This window comes from Peribacillus simplex, assembly GCF_900156045.1.
Taxonomy (GTDB): Bacteria; Bacillota; Bacilli; order Bacillales; family DSM-1321; genus Peribacillus; species Peribacillus simplex_D.
On record NZ_FTMX01000004.1, the window covers coordinates 87707 to 106430 of the forward strand.

Genomic DNA, 18724 nt, shown 5'->3' on the forward strand with positions numbered 1-18724 from the left:
GATTTTGAATTTATCAAAGCTGCCAAGAAAATTCACAGCAAATTGCCATTTAAATATAGTTCAATATGATCGACCTTAAGATTAGTCAAACTGGATTTAAACAGATTGTGTGTAGGATGAAATGGGCAGTTACGAACGTATACATCTATAATGATTCATATTAATTAGGAGGGAATCATGACAAAGCCTCAAAAAGTGAAACCTTATTTAACTACACGTAGTTTGCTGCCTGAAAATCAGGAAACACCGATTCAATTCATCAATAATGATAGTATGGAAAACCAATTATTTTATAGAAGGAACCATTTTTCTTATCCGACTCTTACTTATTCAAACTATTGGCTCCCTATAAATGGGTTAGTATCCGTTCCTTTACTTCTGTCAATGCAAGATATTCTTCAATACCCATCAAAAACGCTGGAAGTTGTCCTTGAATGCTCGGGAGACAAGCGTAATCTATTCGAACCTAAAATATTTGGGGAACAATGGGGAAAGGGAGCCATTAGCCAAGGGAGGTGGAAAGGTGTACCATTAAGGACCTTACTTGAACTATCTGGACTAGGTGAAGGGGCTAAAGAAGTTGTCGTGGAGGGTTATGATTATGGAAATAGGACCGATCTAGAAGAGGTTTACACCTACACCAGGAGTTTGCCTATCGAGAAAGCACTGCATCCGGATACCATTGTCGCATATGAGTATAATAATCGGCCGATTCCTTTTAAACATGGTTATCCACTGAGGTTAATAGTTCCACAGTGGTATGCAATGGCATCTGTTAAGTGGATAAAGCAGATAATTGTTATTAATTCAAAATTCAATGGGCCCTTTCAAACAATTGATTATGTGTATTATCCAAATGAAGACAATGATCAAAATGCATTTCCAGTCACTACAATAAACATCAATTCGACTATCCAAAAACCGCTGGATATGGACATTATAAATACTGGCAAGCATGTAATAAAAGGGATTGCATGGACAGGAAAAGGAGTTATTACAAAGGTGGAAATTAGTATAGATGATGGCTATACATGGAGAAAAGCTGATATATTACCTTTTAAGAATATTGGTTATGGATGGGTTAGCTGGTCATTCGAATGGACTATATTAGAAAAAGGTGGGTATACGATTAAATCCAGGGCAACAGATTCATTTGGTCAAATTCAACCTAATTTACCTTTTTGGAATAAAAAAGGTTATGGGTATAATGCCATTGAGAAAATTAAGGTTAAGGTAGAATAACTTTAATTTTAATTTAAGGAAAAGAAAACGGCTGAAGAAACTTTTGTTACCCTGATAGTAGTAATCAAGTAGAAATATAAGTTATCCAATCGAGTTCAGAGATAGGAGAAAAATCAGCCCTGATTATCTTTTCATGGATTAAATCGATTTATTTAATCCATGAAAAAAATTACAAGGAACGTAAAATATCATTAAAGAACTAAAGGATAATATAGTTCCATAATATGTTAATCGACCAACGCGTTAGGCTAGCATGGGGAAGTTGAGTAGTATATACAATACATTACAGTAACCTCCGTAATGAAAATTGACATTGTGTAACCTGCCCCGGCAGTTTCTAGTAGGGTATTGCCTGTGAATCTTATTCCTAAACAAACCATCTCAATGAGCGGATGAGTCCTTTAAAACGAATCCAGCGATGAAATGCCTTGGTATCATCAACAATATTCGTAAGGTATCATGTGATAAGGAATCAAAAATAAAACGGATACTCATTTAATCCTGTGCCGAAAAGATCGAATTCAGGATTTTTTGACTGAGTTATTGGAGGGGCGTCGGATTGTTCATTAGGTGAGCTGATAGCAGCTTCACCTTCAACTGACTCTACAGAGGTTTCGTAATTCTCTTTATTCAATGGGTTATCAAGCATACTCATAATCATCTCCTTTTTCATCAGATTAACGTAATTATTAATTCCCTATATATTTTAATTTTATGCTAAAAAATATGGTTATGACTGGAATGCGTTGATCCTGTTAAGACCTTGTAAGCAATCGTGTCGTGCGCGGTAATCCGTTCCAAACTCTAAGAGTTACTCCCACTTTGGAAGGTAAAATAGTTATTTCGAAAGCAATAACTTTACTAAACACCATTAAAGACCTAAGAATTAGTTGAGCAAAACCCTCCAGATATTATTCAGAATTTCAAAAAGGAAAATTACGATTTTGCTTTGATCCATGCATCTATAATGAGTTGGAAAAATATTCGGTTAGAACATATTCATGACGTCATATATGTATTGCAGTGGGTAAAAATCCACCTTTTTATTCTTTGTTAAAGACTAATATACGTTAGTGATGATAAAAGTAATGATGTAATAATAATGGCAATAAGTGGCCGTATTGCTTTGGTACGTAATTCTTTCAAGCTAATATTTAATCCTAATCCGGTCATTGACATTGTTAACATAAATGATGTGAAGTCTGCAATATCAGACATCACTTTTTGTGATACCATTACCTTATTACCAATGATATAGCTTCCCACAAAACTCATAACGATAAAGCCAATTAAAAACCATGGAAACTCGAATCTTGCCTCCCCTTCTATTTTTCCTTTCTTTTTCATCCAAAGCATGAGGATAAAGCAAACCGGAATTAATAGGAATACTCGTGTAAGTTTGGCAAGTAATGCGTGAGCAAGAGCATCCTGGCCTGCCGGGGCAGCAGCTAAAGCAACATGGCCTATCTCATGTAGGCTGATTCCAACCCAATTTCCGTAGTTCATAGGACCAATAGATAAAAAAGGATATATTAACGTATAGATAATTGAAAACACTGTGCCGACTAATGCGATGATGCCTACTCCCATAGCCGTATCTTCATCTTTTGCTTTGATAATTGGCGATACGGCCGCGATGGCAGCCGCACCACAAATGCCTGTGCCGACACTTAATAATAAAGAAAGATTAAAATCTGCCTTCAGCCATTTTGCAATGATCATAAGAATAACAATTGAAAAAATGATCGTTATTGTCCCTCTTAGCAATAGAGGGAAACCCTGATGAAATATCACAATCATGTTAAGCTTTAATCCATAAAGTATGATGGCAAATCTCAATAGTTTTTTTGATGAAAATTGAATACCAGTACGTAATTTTTCCGGATATCCAAAAACCTGTCTATAGACCACAGCTAGTAAAATGGCACACGCAAGAGGTCCAATATGATTTAGACCTGGCAACGCTGCCAAAATAAAACCTAATACGGCGATGATGAATGTAAAACCAATTCCAGAAATCAAAGAAACATTTAGCTTTTTTGCCGCTTTTTTCTGCTCATTTGGACTGGGAGTTATTAACGCTTTTTGTTCCAATGTTTTTCAACCCCTTATTGGATTATTTGTAATTTATCGTAACTAATGATTTACAATAAGGAAAATAAATGATTATTATAGTCATAATAAGTAAATAAGATAGTTAGAAGGGGAACATATGGATCAACTATTATCTGTATTTATATCTGTAGCTGATAAAAGAAACTTTTCCAGAGCAGCGGAAGAGCTTCATATGACTCAGCCTGCAGTCAGCCAGCAAATTCAACAATTGGAAAAACATATAGGTTCGAAGCTGCTTCTGCGAACAAATAAATCTGTCCAGCTAACTAAAGCAGGGGAAATAGTCTATTTACATGCTAAAGAAATAACAGGTTTGTATAAACGAATGTCCATGTTAGTGAATGAATTAAATAACGAGCCAACAGGACCATTAAAAATTGGTGCCAGCTATACCTTTGGAGAGTATGTATTACCACATATACTTGCAAGAATGAATAACCTATTTCCTAATATCTTCCCTTCGGTACAGATTGGCAACACAAGGGATATTGCCAAAGCAATCACAAGTCATGAGATCGATGTAGGAATTGTAGAGGGGGAAATTTCTCTTAGAAATATATATATAAAATCCGTTTCCACCGACCAAATGTATATCGTGGCAGGGGGTAAATATCCAATTTATTTCAATAAGGAAGTTTCACTAAGACAGGTAGAACAAGAGAATTGGATTGTCCGTGAAAAAGGTTCTGGTACAAGAGAGGCAACAGAAACATTATTTCAATCTTTACAAATTCGTCCTACCAAGCTAATGGAGTTCGGCAGTACACAACTTATAAAAGAAGCAGTTGAAGCCGGGCTTGGCATTAGTTACTTATCTGAACTTGCTGTTAAAAAAGAAAGAATGCTTGGTACCATTCAAGTATTAAATGTCAAAGGGACACCGATAAAAAGAAATTTTTCAGTTATAACAGAATCTGTGGAATTGCATACGAAATCTATGAACTTATTTATTGAGTTAATAGAAAATTATCTAAAGAACCAATTATTGCAATAGCACTATTTTATAAATTAATCAAAAAAGACAAAGCTCTTTACTAGGGCTTTGTCTTTTTATTTGGCTCTTTTCGTAAAGATGTTGTTTTTAAAACGAAACGATTTAAGGTTGATTGGAGCGCAAGTGCGAGACTCCTGCGGGAGCAGCGGGACAGGTGAGACCCCACAGGCGTTTACGCCGAGGAGGCTCACCGCCCGCCCCGCGGAAAGCGAGCATCTGGAGGGGAAATCAACCACACCGCTTTACTTGGTAAATAGCAAAAAAGTATGCGAAAACAGCCTTTATTTAGAAGTTGATGCAGAGATCATAAAGTAGCCCTCCTGTAATCTTGAATTTCCTTCTTGATATTATTAATACTTACATACAAATTAAAATCTTTAATTTTATTTAATTATTATTTATGAGTATACTTAAAATGTAATAATATTTAAAAAATTCAAAATAGTAGGTATTCAAAGCCTCCTATGTGAGAAAAGGGGTGGAATTCATTTAATGGGCTATAACTTAAACGAAAATCTAAAAAGAAGCGCAAGTAATTTCCCAGAAAGTATCGCTTATATCTTTAGAGATAAAAGTGATACTTATCAAGAATTAAATCAGAAGGTGGATCGATTTGCTGCTGGTCTGTTTGTACATGGAATTAGGAAGGGAGATGGAGTGGCTCTTATTTTAGGAAATAGCCCTGAATTTCTCATTGCGTTCTACGGCATTTTACGGCTTGGTGCATTCGTTGTTCCGATTAACCCTTTGTATACCCAAGGGGAAATCAACTACTTTTTAGACAATAGTCAAGCCAAAGCGGTCATTGCTCATGTATCTGTAGAACCGAAGTTATCAGAAGTAAAAAAGCAATTGGAAAATCTGAAGCTTGTGGTTTATACCGAAGCCAATGATCAGGAATCGACATGGGAGCATCTCATGGAAACAAGCATTAATGTTTACGAAAGCCCTTACATTGATGAGGAAGACCTTGCAGTCATTCTATACACATCAGGAACAACCGGGAAACCAAAGGGTGCAATGTTAACGCATCGGAATTTGGGTTCAAATGCGGACTCCATTTCAAAATTACTGGAACTCGATGTTAATGATCGTATCGTAGCTGTTCTGCCAATGTTCCATGTATTCTGTATGACAGTTTGTCTGAATGCGCCAATTGCTTGTGGGGCAACAGTCCTGATTCAGCCTAAATTCAGCCCTCATGACGTGGTCAGCACCATTCGAGAAAAAAAAGCAACCGTGTTTGCTGGAGTACCTACGATGTACAGTTTTATCAACCAATTGCCTGAAGCGATCGCGGAGGATTGCCAATCTATCCGCATGTGTATCTCTGGAGGTGCCTCGATTCCGGCAGAGCTGCTGCATAAATTTGAAAACAAGTTTAATGTTTCTATCTTGGAAGGATATGGGCTTTCGGAAACTGCCCCTCTCGTCGCTATTAATCCTTTAAAAGGGACTCGCAAACCAGGTTCTATCGGCTTGAATATTCCAGCTGTCCAAAGCAAAGTTGTAGATGAGTTCGGAAAAGAATTGCCGAGAGGAGAAGTCGGAGAATTAGTTGTTCAAGGGCCAAATGTAATGAAGGGATATTTGGGGATGCCGGAAGCTACTTCAGCTGCTTTTAATGACGGGTGGTTTTACACTGGTGATCTCGCAACAATGGATGAAGAAGGATACATCTATATTGTTGACCGAAAGAAGGACATTATTATTGTTGGAGGTTACAATGTATATCCTCGTGAAGTGGAGGAAGTCCTGTATCAACATCCTGCTGTGGTAGAGGCGGCCGTAATCGGAATTCCAGATGGGGATTACGGAGAAAGCGTTAAAGCTTTTGTCGCAGTTAAGGATGAGCAGATCACCATGAATGACATTATTCAATTCTGTCAGGATAAGCTGGTGAAATACAAGCTTCCTAAACGAGTGGAATTCTTTAAAGAGCTGCCTAAGAACTCAACAGGGAAGATTTTGCGCAGAGAGTTAAGAGAATTGACTGAAGTGAAGTAAGAAATGAACCAACTTATTAAAGGGGGATTAACTATGTCAACCATTTTAAAGGAAAAAGTTAAAGGGCAAGTTGCGTGGAAAGGCACTGACCTGGCTAAAGATGATTCATGGGTTTATCATTTGTCTGAAAAAACGATTGCCTCGCTTGAGAACGCTTTAGTGCATGTTAAACAAAAGGGTTTAAAAGCACCTGATTTTAACAAAGAAGATTTTCCGATTCCTGATATTTATGAAGAAATCGTTTACTTTGTTGAAGAGCTGGAGAATGGGAGAGGGTTTCTATTAATTCGTGGATTACCCATTGAAAGGTATACAGATGAAGAAGTCAGCATCATTTACTGGGGTCTCGGACTTCACATGGGCATTCCGGTTTCGCAAAACGCAAATGGTGACCTCTTAGGGCACGTCAAAGATCAAGGTTTTAGCTTAGAAAATTCTAATGTGCGTGGTTACCAAACGAAACTGCATCTTCCATTTCATGCTGATGGATCTGATGTTGTTGGATTATTAAGCCTGCGAAAAGGGAAATCTGGAGGTCACAGCAGTATCATCAGTTCGATGACTGTTTACAATGAAATTCTGGAGAAGAACCCGGAATATCTAGGAGTTCTCTGTCGTCCATTTTACTTTGATCGTCGTGGGGAGGAAGCGCCGGGAGAACCTCCAGTATTTACATCATCAATCTTTAATTATTATGAAGGAAAACTGAGCTGTAGATATGTCCGTTTATTTATCGAATCAGCCCAAGCAAAAACAGGCATCCAATTGTCAAAAGTGGAAATTGAAGCATTAGACTTACTGGATTCACTCCTTCATGATGAGAATTTACATTATAACATGATGTTGGAGCCAGGTGATATGCAGTTCGTCAATAATTATACGATTCTTCACTCACGTACTCAATACGAAGACTATGAAGAGCCGGAACGCAAACGGCATCTTTTAAGATTATGGTTAACGATGCCAAATGGCCGGGAAATTTCCCCGGAATTCGCGATGTTTATTGATGAAAATACGGGTAAACCAGGTCGCGGCGGCGTACCGCAACGTAAAACAACATCTGGCGGTATTGTAGAAACCCTGAATTGATTTTTTATAAAACGTATAGTGAGAACGAGTGGGAACACCTTTTCAGAGGTCAGAAAAAGGTGTTCCTTATATAGGAAAACGTGGGGGATTTACATGACAAGCACTCCAAAATATTCTTGGATTATCTTATTATTTCTAGTTCTTAGTGGGATGATCAACCAAGTGGATAAAATAATCATTGGTTTGGTTTCCGTTCCTTTAATGAAAGAGTTACATTTAAGTCCTTCGCAATGGGGAGTCGTAGGAAGTTCTTTCTTTTGGTTCTTTACCTTCTCCTCTATTATTCTTGGCGGCATGGCCGATTCGAAAAACACGAAAAAAATGTTAACATGGATGTCGTTGATTTGGTTGATAGTTCAATTTCTCACCCCTTTCGTTAGCAGTTTGTCTATGCTTTTGTTAACCAGAATGATTTTGGGAGCTGGTGAAGGTCCTGCACCCGCTCTATCCACGGCAATCATGGGAAAGTGGTTCCCGAAACATAGGCACGGCATCGGCTTTGGTGCGGTTCTATTAGGAACGACAGGGGGATCTGCGATCGCTTCACCATTATTAATCTCCTTGATTGATCATTATGGATGGAGATCTGCATTTATAGCGATGGGGATTCTGGGACTGATCGTGCTGGTTTTATGGATGATTTTCGGTAAAGAAAGTCCTCAGGAAATCGGCTGGCCGTCGATACAGCAAAAGGAGCAGCAATCATCGAGCCTCTCTAGAGTTTCTTGGAGTCAGTTTCTTCCGCATCTATTATCTAAAAATTTTATTCTAATCGTTTTGTGCGGGGGGTGTGCCTATTGGTTATTGTCCGTACAAGCGGTATGGCTTCCAGCCTATTTTACCAAAATTCAACATTTTAATGGTCAAACACTAAAATTAGCCGTGTCTTTACCTTTTCTTTTTGCAGCCTTTTTCCAATTAGGATTTGCCATTCTATCAGATAGGCTCTATCGTAAAACCAGAGATATTCGTAAAGCACGAATAAATCTTGCCGGTATAACGATGATGTTATCCGCTCTATGCTTATACTTAGCAAATGCCGCGAATTCCACGGCGATGTCCATATTGTTCTTCACCCTTGCCCCGGGATTTGCGTATGTCATTCTTTCACTCGCACCCGCAATGTTGATGGAGTTTTTTTCTCCCCAGAATATTGGAAAGGCACAAGGGACGTTCATTGCACTTGCGAGTACTACAAGTATTATTGCTCCACTCGTATTTGGCTATCTTATTCAAAATGCAGCGACTGAGGCTATCGGATACGGATATGCATTTAAAGCCTCTTCTTTAGGGATGCTCATTATCGGATTATTGTTTTGGATCGGTGTACGTCCCGCAAAGGAAAGCCACACAATAATTGAAACAGATGAGCAAGTGAGTATTTAAGGGATATAATCGTAGATTGAAAGATTCTTAGTAAGATAATATTAATCTAACTTAATTATAAGTTACAGATGTTGATTTCATTTTATTAATAAAAGTGTACCACGACTAGTGAATTCTGAATATTCGTTCAATTATAGCGGTTTAACAAGTATAAAGGAGGAATATGTATGTCAGTTATTTTAAAGGAAAAAATTCAAGGGCGTTCAGCTTGGAAAGGTATCGAACTAGCAAAAGATAATTCATGGATTTATTATTTGTCAGAGAAAACCCTTGCAGCTCTTGACAAGGCTGTATTACATGTTCAACAAAAAGGGTTAAAGGCACCAAATTTTAACAAGGAGGATTTCCTAATTCCTGATCTCGCTGATGAAATTGCCTATTTTGTTGACGAGCTGGAGAAAGGGAGAGGCTTTCTATTGATTCGTGGATTACCAATGGATCAATATACTGACGATGAAGCTAGTATCATTTACTGGGGTCTTGGACTTCACTTGGGCCTACCGATCACCCAAGGAAAAAAGGGTGAACTCTTAGGGCATATCAAAAACATGGGTAAAGACTTTAATGATAATACAACAGTAAGAGGTTACCAAACGAATGTAAGACTTGACTATCACACAGATCTCGCTGATGTTGTCGGATTACTATGTCTTCGTAAAGCGAAATCTGGCGGTTTAAGCAGCATCGCTAGTGCGATGTCTATCTATAATGAAATTCTGGATAATCACCCAGAGTACCTTGAAATTCTCTATCGTCCATTCGCCCATGATCTTCGTGGGGAAGAAGCACCAGGCCAATCTCCAGTAGTTCCATCACCAATCTTTAGCTATTACGATGGTAAATTAAGCTGCAGGTATATGCGTCAATATGTCGAATCAGCACAAACGAAAACAGGTATCTCTTTGTCGAAAGAGGAAATCGAAGCATTTAATTTTATAGATTCCCTTACTGCTGATAAAAACTTTCATATTGATATGATGATGGAACCGGGTGATATGCAATTCGTTAATAATTATACCGTTTTTCATTCACGTACACTATTTGTAGATTATGAAGAAGATGACCGCAAACGTCATTTATTAAGATTGTGGCTCATGATGCCAAATGGCCGAAAAATTGCACCAGGCTTCGAGTTTTATATAGGAGAAGCACCTGTAATTAGATAAAAACCGGTGGTAATAAAAATTACCAATATTTCTTTTATGGTGATTTTATTCAAAGAAAATGATGAATAAAATCACCATTTTATGTTTTTATTTTGAAGTGAGAGTTTCGTGACAGGACTAATGGCTTCGCATATAGACTGGGTAATTTAAAAATAACCTGAAGTGAGGATGATGTTTTTTGGCAAATTTAGATCCGCAAGCAGAAAAATATTTACAAGCATATAATCATCTGCCACCTATTCATACTATGGATCATAATTCAGTAAGAGAGATGCTTTCTAAAGCACCGCGTCCTGCTGTAAAATTAGAACCGCTTTCAAAAGTTGAAGATTTCATGATTCCGGTAAGCCAGGATGAGACAATCAAATGTAGGGTATATATACCGGAAGGGCAAGGTCCTTTCCCTCTATTTATTTACTACCATGGTGGAGGATGGGTTCTAGGAGACATTGAATCAACGGATGCAAGCTGCCGAATGATAGCGAATCGAACGGGTAGTATTGTTGTATCCGTAAACTATCGTCTTTCTCCAGAGTATAAGTTTCCGACACCAGTTGAAGACGCCTATTCTGCATTGCAATGGGTTTTTGAAAAAGGGACTTCATTTAACGGAGAAGTTTCTCGATTGGTCGTTGGAGGGGATAGCGTAGGTGGAAATCTTGCGACTGTAGTTACGATGATGGCGAGAAACAAAAAAGGTCCAAACATCAATGCACAGGTCTTAATCTATCCTGCGACAAATCTCGAGTTCAATACGGAATCCCATCGAACCTTTGCAAAAGGATTTGGTCTTGATCGCGAGCAGTTGATTTGGTTCCGAAATCATTATTTAAGGAATAATGACGACAGGTGTAATGAGTATGCTTCCCCCTTGCTCGCTCAAGATTTAAGTGGTCTCCCGCCAGCACTTGTTATTACAGCGGAAAATGATGTACTTAGGGATGAAGGAATGGCCTATGCTGAACGACTGAAAGATTTTGGTGTTCAAGTTGAATATGAATGTGAACCGGGGATGGTCCACGGTTTTTTTGCACAAATGGCCATTTTCTCAAAGAACATAGAATTGACTGTTTCTAAGATCGAGAAGTTCTTGAGTTCTTTAAAATATACAATAGGGATAGATTGAAAGTAAATGTTCTAAATGAAGCGAGCCTCAGATTTTAGTGAGGCTCGCTTTTTAAAATAACCTATTTAATTTTTAAATGGAGATTATTGATAATCAACGAAACAGTAACAAAAGCAACCCTAGGCATTTAGTAATAAACGGTATTTCCGATTCCACCGGTTACCGAAATGACATCGCCAGTTATCGATGCTGCCAAAGGTGAGGCTAGGAAGGTAACGACATAAGCAATTTCCTCTGGTGTAATCAAGCGGCCGAGGGCATTCATTGATGCTGCCTGGCGTATAGTTTCCTCATTAGTGACACGGCCTCTAAATGTTTCCGTATCGACAATCCCTGGATAAACAGCATTGACAGTAATTCCGTGCTTTCCTAATTCTATTGATGCGGATTTTGTCATATGGACAACAGATGCATTACGAGGACCGGAACTAAAATAATTGCCGCCAATTCTAGCTGCCAGACCACTAATATTGATAATACGTCCCCAATTATTTTGGATCATATAAGGAGCAACAGCCCGGACACAACGAAAATAGCCCATATACTTTTCTTCAAAATCTTTCAAGATAAGTTCATCTTTAATGCTGTTAAAGTCCTCTGGTTCATGGCCCCCGACACGGGCTCCACTGTTGATTAAAATATCAATGCTTCCCATTTCTGCTGCTGATTTTTCAACTAAATTTAGGATGGAGTCAGGATCATTAGTATCTGCCACGATCGGATAAATATTTCTGTTGGTTTCTTTGGACAATTCGTCTGCTGCATTCTTTAGTGAAGATTCGTTTCTTGAACAAATCGTACAATCCACACCTTCCAAAGCCAACTGACGGGCAATGGCTTTGCCAATCCCCCTGCTTCCTCCAACGATAAGTGCTTTTTTTTCAGATAATTTCAATTCCATTGTTCAACCTCCTGTTTCGAATTAACTTGTATTAGACTCTGATCGAAAGTGATTTATTGGAATATTTAATCATTTCTATCTTTGATTTTATCTATAAATGATAATTATATAAAATTAAAGATATTAAATTGCACTTAAGTTTTATTAATATAATAATGTTTGTTGTAAAATTGCCATGTATAATGGAGTTGTATTTTCCATTTATTAGTAGAGTTTATTTGCAAATTAAAAATTTTAATTTTATTTAACTGAAAATTATGAATATAATTAACGGAATAACATTTATTACAGTCAGAAGCTATTTAAAGCGCTTCCATGAAAATAGAGGGGGGAACAAGGAACATCATTTATTAAGGAATAATTGTTTGTAAAAGGGTTTGAAGATAGTGGCAGTCGCTTTTAAGTAGGATAACAGCCCAGACTTTTTCATTAGGTACTATAGTTAAAATTGAAATAGAAAACGAAGGAGGATTCTCGGTGCCGTCTATTTTAAAGGAAAAAATTCAAGGACCAGTAGCTTGGAAAGGTATTGATTTAGCTAAAGATGATTCATGGATTTATTATTTGTCAGAGAAAACGATCGCAGTTCTTGAAAGCGCTTTATTCTATGTGAAACAAAAAGGGTTAAAGGCACCTGATTTTAACAAGGAGGACTTTCCAATTCCGGATCTTTCTGACGAAATAGCCTACTTTATAGACGAGCTGGAAAATGGGAGAGGATTTCTATTTATTCGTGGCTTACCAATTGAAAAGTATACCGATGAAGAAGCAAGCATCATTTACTGGGGTCTCGGAGTCCACCTGGGCATCCCGGTAACGCAAAATGCAAAAGGTGATCTATTAGGACATGTTGTTGACCAAGGTCTCGACATTAATGATTCAAATGTACGTGGTTACCAAACGAATGCTTATCTTCCCTTTCACCCAGATGGATCTGACGTAGTCGGATTATTAAGTCTTCGAAAAGCTAAATCTGGCGGTTACAGTAGTATCGTAAGTTCCATAGCGGTTTACAATGAAATTCTGGATAGGTACCCAGAGTATCTTGGAATTCTCTATCTTCCATATTACTTGGATCGTCGCGGTGAGGAAACACCTGGTGAATCGCCTGTTTATTCATCACCAATATTTAGTTATTACGAAGGTAAATTAAGCTGCAGATATAACCGCGGATATGTCGAATCGGCACAAGCGAAAACAGGTAGATATTTGTCAAAAGTTGAAACTGAAGCATATGACTTAATAGATTCCCTTCTATATGATGAAAAAATGCATATTGATATGATGATGGAACCGGGTGATATGCAATTTGTTAATAATTATACTGTTCTTCATTCACGTACTGTATATGAAGACTATGAAGAACCCGAGCGCAAACGTCATTTATTAAGATTGTGGCTCACGATGCCAAATGGGAGAGAAATTGCGCCAAACTTCGCGATGTTCATTGATGAGAAAACAGGGAAAGCGGGTCGCGGCGGTATTCCGGTACGTGAAAAAACAGCTGGGGGTATTGCAGAAAAAAAGAGGTAATGTGTTTTATAAATATAAAGAGTTCAGACGAGGTTAAGAATGGAAGGTTTTACCTTTAGAAACTATTAAAGCACCAATTGATTCATGTTAACGGAATAGAAGGGGCGATTATTAATTTGAAAACACCTAAATATTCTTGGATCATATTATTAATTCTTGTAGCTTCCGGCATGATCAACCAGGTTGATAAAATTATCATTGGTTTGGTTTCTGTTCCTCTCATGGAAGAGTTACATTTAAGTCCTTCACAATGGGGAATTGTCGGCAGTTCGTTCTTTTGGTTCTTTACCTTTTCCTCTTTCATTCTAGGAGGAATGGCCGATTCAAGAAATACGAAAAAAATGTTTACTTGGATCTCGTTTGTATGGTTGATTGTTCAATTTACCACACCTTTTGTTTCCAGTCTGTCTTTGCTAGTAATGACAAGAATGGTCTTGGGAGCAGGAGAAGGTCCTGCCGTTGCTATATCAACTTCAATAATAGGAAAATGGTTCCCTAAACATAGACATGGTATAGGCTTTGGCGCTGTCCTCTTTGGTGCAACAATCGGGCCCGCGATTGCTTCGCCATTATTAATCTCCTTGATCAATGGATATGGGTGGAGATCTGCTTTTATAGCAATGGGGATTGTTGGACTAATGGTGCTAGTTTTATGGTTGATTCTTGGTAAAGAAAGCCCAAAAGAAATCGGTTCGTATGCTTTTGATCAAGAAGATGAGCACTCAGTAATTTCTTCTAATGTTTCTTGGCGTCAGTTTCTTCCGTATCTTTTATCTAAAAATTTTATTTTTACCGTTTTGTGTGCAGGGTGTGCCTATTGGTTATTGTCAGTTCAAGCGATATGGTTTCCTGCATATTTTACCGAAATTCAACATTTTGATGGGAAAATGTTAAAACTTGCAGTGTCTTTACCTTTTCTTTTTGCTGCCATTTGCCAAATTGTATTTGCCTTGTTATCGGATAGGCTTTATCGCAAAACAGGAGATATTCGTAAAGCACGAATAAATGTTGCAGGGATTACGATGGTGCTATCCGCTATTTGTTTATTTCTTGCAAATGCCTTTAATTCTAGTGCTATCTCCATTCTATTCTTCATCCTTGCTCCGGGTCTTGCGGTTGTTATTCTTTCACTCGCACCAGCCATATTAATGGAATTCTTTTCTCCCAAAAACATTGGAAAGGCTCAAGGGGCCTATGTTGCTCTATCAAGTTCAGCAAGCATCATTGCTCCGCTCATATTCGGGTATTTTATCCAGTATGCAGCAACTGAGGCAATTGGATATGGTTATGGCTTCCAAGTAACTTCTATGGTCATGTTCGTAATCGGATTATTGTTTTGGAACATTGTCCGTCCCGCGAAACGAAGTCAAACAACGGTAAAACCTGAGGAACAAGTTATTGTATAAAAATCATTATAGGTGAATCAAGGAGGGAAATAAACTATGTGTAAAAATGAAAAGGCCGTTTCTGAGATGGACTGTTGTGTATTGTGTCATGAAGAATTAGCTATTATGGAGCAAAATCGGAGTAAGTGCTGGAGTTGTCAGGATAAGATATCCGAGACTTACGCTGATGATCATATTGAAGTGGATGATTAAGTATATTAAAGTTTAATTTTAATTAATTGATACTTATGAGTGTAATTTATACTTTAAAAAATTCTGATAATTAAGTTAATTATGCAGGGAGTGAAAATATTGGCTGTGCAAGGAAAGTTAAACTCAACATTTCTTGAAGCGATTCAAGATATTAAAGATGGTGCAACCATCATTGTTGGTGGGTTTGGTCTGACGGGAATTCCGGAGAATCTAATTCTAGCATTGCGTGAAAAAGGGACAAAAGACCTAACGATTGTCAGTAACAATTGTGGGGTGGATGATTGGGGATTGGGTTTACTGCTTGCCAATAAACAGATTAAGAAAATGGTGGCAAGCTATGTAGGTGAGAATAAGATCTTTGAAAAGCAATTTTTAAGTGGGGAATTGGAAGTAGAGCTTGTTCCCCAGGGTACACTGGCGGAAAGAATTCGGGCAGGAGGAGCTGGCATCCCTGGATTCTATACGCCGACTGGCGTGGGTACACCGATTGCAGAGGGCAAAGAGCACCGATTATTTAATGGAAGAACGCATATTCTTGAAGAAGGAATTGTTGGGGATTTTGCCTTCGTCAAGGCATGGAAAGGTGAACCGTTAGGAAATCTTGTTTACCGGAAGACAGCGAGGAATTTTAATCCACTAGCAGCAACGGCAGGCAGGATAACGATCGCCGAAGTGGAGCAAATGGTTGAAGTAGGTGATCTTGATCCGGATGAGATTCATACACCTGGGGTTTATGTCCAAAGGATATTGGAAGGTGAAAATTATGTAAAAAGAATTGAACGCCGTACCGTCATACCTACTAAACTTACCTTTAAAGGGTAACTTACCGCAAAAATTACTATGCAATTTTTCAGGAGGATTAACAGTATGGATACCAGGACAAAAATCATTAAGCGTGCGGTTCTAGAGATTCAAAATGGTATGAACGTGAATCTAGGAATTGGAATGCCTACTTTACTTGCGAACGAAATACCGAAAGAATTACATGTATTATTGCAATCTGAAAATGGGTTGCTTGGCATCGGACCTTATCCAGTTGAAGGGATGGAAGATCCTGATCTTATTAACGCAGGGAAAGAAACGGTTACAGCGATAATCGGTGGATCTTTCTTTGACAGTGCTGAGTCCTTTGCTATGATTCGTGGGGGACACATTGATCTGGCTATCCTGGGAGGTATGGAGGTTTCCGAACAAGGTGACTTGGCGAATTGGATGATCCCGGGAAAATTGGTCAAAGGGATGGGTGGTGCGATGGATCTTGTCCATGGTGCCAAAAGAATTGTGGTTATAATGGAGCACACCAATAAATACAATGAATCCAAAATCAAAAAAAGCTGTTCCCTTCCATTGACAGGTCAAAAGGTTGTAAATCGGCTGATTACTGACTTGGCTGTATTTGATTTTACTCACGAGGGAATGATTCTCACGGAAACTCAAGAAGGTGTTTCACTTGATGAAGTGATAGAAAAGACGGAGGCTTCTTTTACGATCAGCGCCAATTTGACATGTGGTAAAGGGGATCGCCAAAAGACATCTATTACAAGGAAAAGAGATAACACTGCTCATTCCTGTTAGGGGAGAGATATAGATATTTAAAAAGAGAAGCTTTTTCGCCCACCTTGGAACGAAGAACCTTCTCTTTTTTTTCTTTTTTAATTCTTAATTATTTCTGATTTTAAATAATGAATATATTTGTTGGCAAAAGTGGACAAATGTTTATTCTCTGATCGAACTAACCCTAAAGAAATATTTACAGTCGGATGATAGACCAAATCAATTGGAACGATATCGCCATTAATGATAAGGGGATAGTTTTTCATTACGAAATCAGGAGCAAATGTAATTGCCAAGTTTTCATTGATCGCTTGGAGAACTCCATCCATATTATTTGAAGTAAATAAGATTTTCAAGGGCTTATATTTATGAAAGAAATCTTGTACAAAATACTGCATGAATTCACCCTTATATGTAACGAGAGTTTGATCAAGAATATCTTGGGGAGTTATAGTGCCAAGAATGGCTAAGGGAGAATGCTTAGAAACATATACTTTCTGCTTTCCTTCGATTAATGCTTCAAAAGCTATTCCTTCCATGTTTATGTTCAAATCACTTGAATACGTAATAAGTCCAATGTCAGTCTTATGCTGTCGAACATCTTCAATTACAGCAGATCCACTTTTATCGGAAACCTCCAAATTCACGTGTGGATAATCATGTCTAAATAATGCAATCGCTTTTACCAGGAACGTCATCAATCCGGGTAATGACGATATTTTTAGTTCCCCCACTTCCGTGGAATTCAATAAGTTAGCAGTCACTTTTATTTCCTCAAGTTTTTTTTGTACTTCATAGGCGAGTTTCAGAATGATTCTTCCTTCATCGGTTGGGACAGCACCATGTCCCCGTGACCGCTTAAGAACTTTTATCCCCAGCTCCTTTTCCAGGTTGGTTATGGACTGGCTGATGTTGGATTGAGTCACATGGAGATTCTGTGCTGCGATGGACAGAGAACTGTATTTTGCGACTTCTACGATATATAGTAATTGTTCAATATTCATGACCATTCTCCTTTTTAATATTAGTAATACTTACTTGCCACATTAAAATCTTTAATTTTATTTAATTATAATTTATTAGTATAATCAATATCAATAATATTTAAAAATCTTTGAATATTCTAAAAATGGGAGGAGAACTAGAATGTCAATAAACCAATTGTTTGATTTAAATGGTAAGACAGCAATCGTTACCGGAGGAGGCAGCGGGTTAGGGCGTGTAATGGCACTGGCGTTGGCAGAAGCCGGAGCAAACGTTGTAGTATGTTCACGGCGTTTAGAGGTTTGCGAAGCAGTTGTAAAAGAAATCGAGGCGTTAGGAAGACAGGCACTTGTTCTATCAGTGGATGTCACAGATCGGGAATCTGTCGTTCAAGGTGTGGAGAAAGCGGTTTCTCATTTTGGGAAAATCGAAATTTTAGTCAATAGCAGCGGAACAGTTTTTGAGTCTCCTGCTACGGATATGCCTTTAGAACAATGGCAAGCTATGCTGGATACAAATGTGACAGGAACATTCTTAATGTGTCAGGAAGTTGGAAAACATATGATTAATAACGAATACGGTAAAATCATTAATATTTCTTCTAGTATAGGCTTTAAAGGTGTTGATCCGGAAGCTGTAGATTCTGTCGGATATACAACCAGTAAGGGTGCAGTAATGACTTTAACGAAGGATCTTGCAGTTAAGTGGGGCCGACATGGAGTGTACGTAAATTCAATTGCCCCTGGAGTTTTCACAACAGGAATGAATAACCCAGAAATACCGGGAACACTTGTACACAAAGCAGGCCCTTTCATTGCCTCACAAGTTCCAGTTAGAAGATTAGGCAGTGACAATGATGTGGTAGGTGCACTCCTTTACCTTGCTTCAGCAGCATCTGATTATTGTACTGGACATATTTTGACGCTTGATGGTGGACTTGGTGCTAAGTAAATTTGATTCAAATAACGTGATTTCGTAAATTAATCATACTTAATTGCAATTAAAAAATATCAATTTTACTTAACTGAT

Annotated in this window: 16 protein-coding genes; 12 read left to right on the plus strand and 4 right to left on the minus strand. The window is 38.1% G+C overall.

Annotated features, from left to right (window positions below):
* Positions 1-177: 177 nt before the first annotated feature.
* On the plus strand, positions 178-1242 hold the full coding sequence (locus tag BW986_RS14780) for a sulfite oxidase (protein ID WP_076368640.1): 1065 nt from the start codon (positions 178-180) through the stop codon (positions 1240-1242).
* 472 nt (positions 1243-1714) lie between these two features.
* Here BW986_RS14780 and BW986_RS14785 read toward each other — a convergent pair whose 3' ends face one another.
* Positions 1715-1897, minus strand: a complete 183-nt coding sequence (locus BW986_RS14785) for a hypothetical protein (RefSeq protein WP_076368641.1) — start codon at positions 1895-1897, stop codon at positions 1715-1717.
* Between the two features lie 398 nt (positions 1898-2295).
* Positions 2296-3336 (minus strand): YeiH family protein, encoded by a 1041-nt coding sequence (locus tag BW986_RS14790; RefSeq protein ID WP_076368642.1) that lies wholly within the window; start codon positions 3334-3336, stop codon positions 2296-2298.
* A gap of 118 nt (positions 3337-3454) precedes the next feature.
* On the opposite strand from BW986_RS14790, the gene BW986_RS14795 reads away from it, so the two are divergent.
* The 6 genes from BW986_RS14795 to BW986_RS14820 all read left to right on the plus strand — a co-directional run bounded on the left by BW986_RS14795 (position 3455) and on the right by BW986_RS14820 (position 11125).
* Positions 3455-4351 (plus strand): LysR family transcriptional regulator, encoded by an 897-nt coding sequence (locus BW986_RS14795; RefSeq protein ID WP_076368643.1) that lies wholly within the window; start codon positions 3455-3457, stop codon positions 4349-4351.
* 492 nt (positions 4352-4843) lie between these two features.
* Positions 4844-6358 (plus strand): long-chain-fatty-acid--CoA ligase, encoded by a 1515-nt coding sequence (locus BW986_RS14800; RefSeq protein ID WP_076368644.1) that lies wholly within the window; start codon positions 4844-4846, stop codon positions 6356-6358.
* Between the two features lie 33 nt (positions 6359-6391).
* Positions 6392-7447, plus strand: a complete 1056-nt coding sequence (locus BW986_RS14805; protein ID WP_076368645.1) for a TauD/TfdA family dioxygenase — start codon at positions 6392-6394, stop codon at positions 7445-7447.
* Positions 7448-7540: 93 nt separating this feature from the next.
* Positions 7541-8833, plus strand: coding sequence for an MFS transporter (locus BW986_RS14810; protein ID WP_076368646.1), 1293 nt, complete (start codon positions 7541-7543; stop codon positions 8831-8833).
* 167 nt (positions 8834-9000) lie between these two features.
* Positions 9001-9999, plus strand: a complete 999-nt coding sequence (locus BW986_RS14815; RefSeq protein ID WP_076368647.1) for a TauD/TfdA family dioxygenase — start codon at positions 9001-9003, stop codon at positions 9997-9999.
* Positions 10000-10177: 178 nt separating this feature from the next.
* Positions 10178-11125 (plus strand): alpha/beta hydrolase, encoded by a 948-nt coding sequence (locus tag BW986_RS14820; protein WP_076368648.1) that lies wholly within the window; start codon positions 10178-10180, stop codon positions 11123-11125.
* Positions 11126-11252: 127 nt separating this feature from the next.
* On the opposite strand, the gene BW986_RS14825 is transcribed toward BW986_RS14820, so the two are convergent.
* On the minus strand, positions 11253-12026 hold the full coding sequence (locus BW986_RS14825) for an SDR family NAD(P)-dependent oxidoreductase (RefSeq protein ID WP_076368649.1): 774 nt from the start codon (positions 12024-12026) through the stop codon (positions 11253-11255).
* A 477-nt stretch (positions 12027-12503) separates the two neighbouring features.
* Here BW986_RS14825 and BW986_RS14830 point away from each other — a divergent pair, with 477 nt between their 5' ends.
* From BW986_RS14830 to BW986_RS14845, 4 genes are all read left to right on the plus strand, one after another.
* A complete protein-coding gene (locus BW986_RS14830) occupies positions 12504-13559 on the plus strand; it encodes a TauD/TfdA family dioxygenase (RefSeq protein WP_076368650.1) in 1056 nt (351 codons plus the stop codon).
* A 116-nt stretch (positions 13560-13675) separates the two neighbouring features.
* A complete protein-coding gene (locus tag BW986_RS14835) occupies positions 13676-14965 on the plus strand; it encodes an MFS transporter (RefSeq protein ID WP_076368651.1) in 1290 nt (429 codons plus the stop codon).
* Positions 14966-15262: 297 nt separating this feature from the next.
* Positions 15263-15979, plus strand: a complete 717-nt coding sequence (locus BW986_RS14840) for a CoA transferase subunit A (RefSeq protein WP_397222482.1) — start codon at positions 15263-15265, stop codon at positions 15977-15979.
* A 45-nt stretch (positions 15980-16024) separates the two neighbouring features.
* Complete coding sequence (locus tag BW986_RS14845) at positions 16025-16732, plus strand: 3-oxoacid CoA-transferase subunit B (protein ID WP_076368653.1); 708 nt, start codon at positions 16025-16027, stop codon at positions 16730-16732.
* A gap of 77 nt (positions 16733-16809) precedes the next feature.
* On the opposite strand, the gene BW986_RS14850 is transcribed toward BW986_RS14845, so the two are convergent.
* Positions 16810-17715, minus strand: coding sequence for a LysR family transcriptional regulator (locus BW986_RS14850; protein ID WP_076368654.1), 906 nt, complete (start codon positions 17713-17715; stop codon positions 16810-16812).
* A 142-nt stretch (positions 17716-17857) separates the two neighbouring features.
* Between BW986_RS14850 and BW986_RS14855 the strand changes: the two genes are divergently transcribed.
* Entirely contained in the window at positions 17858-18646 is a 789-nt protein-coding gene (locus BW986_RS14855) for an SDR family NAD(P)-dependent oxidoreductase (RefSeq protein WP_076368655.1), read from the plus strand.
* Positions 18647-18724 lie beyond the last annotated feature (78 nt).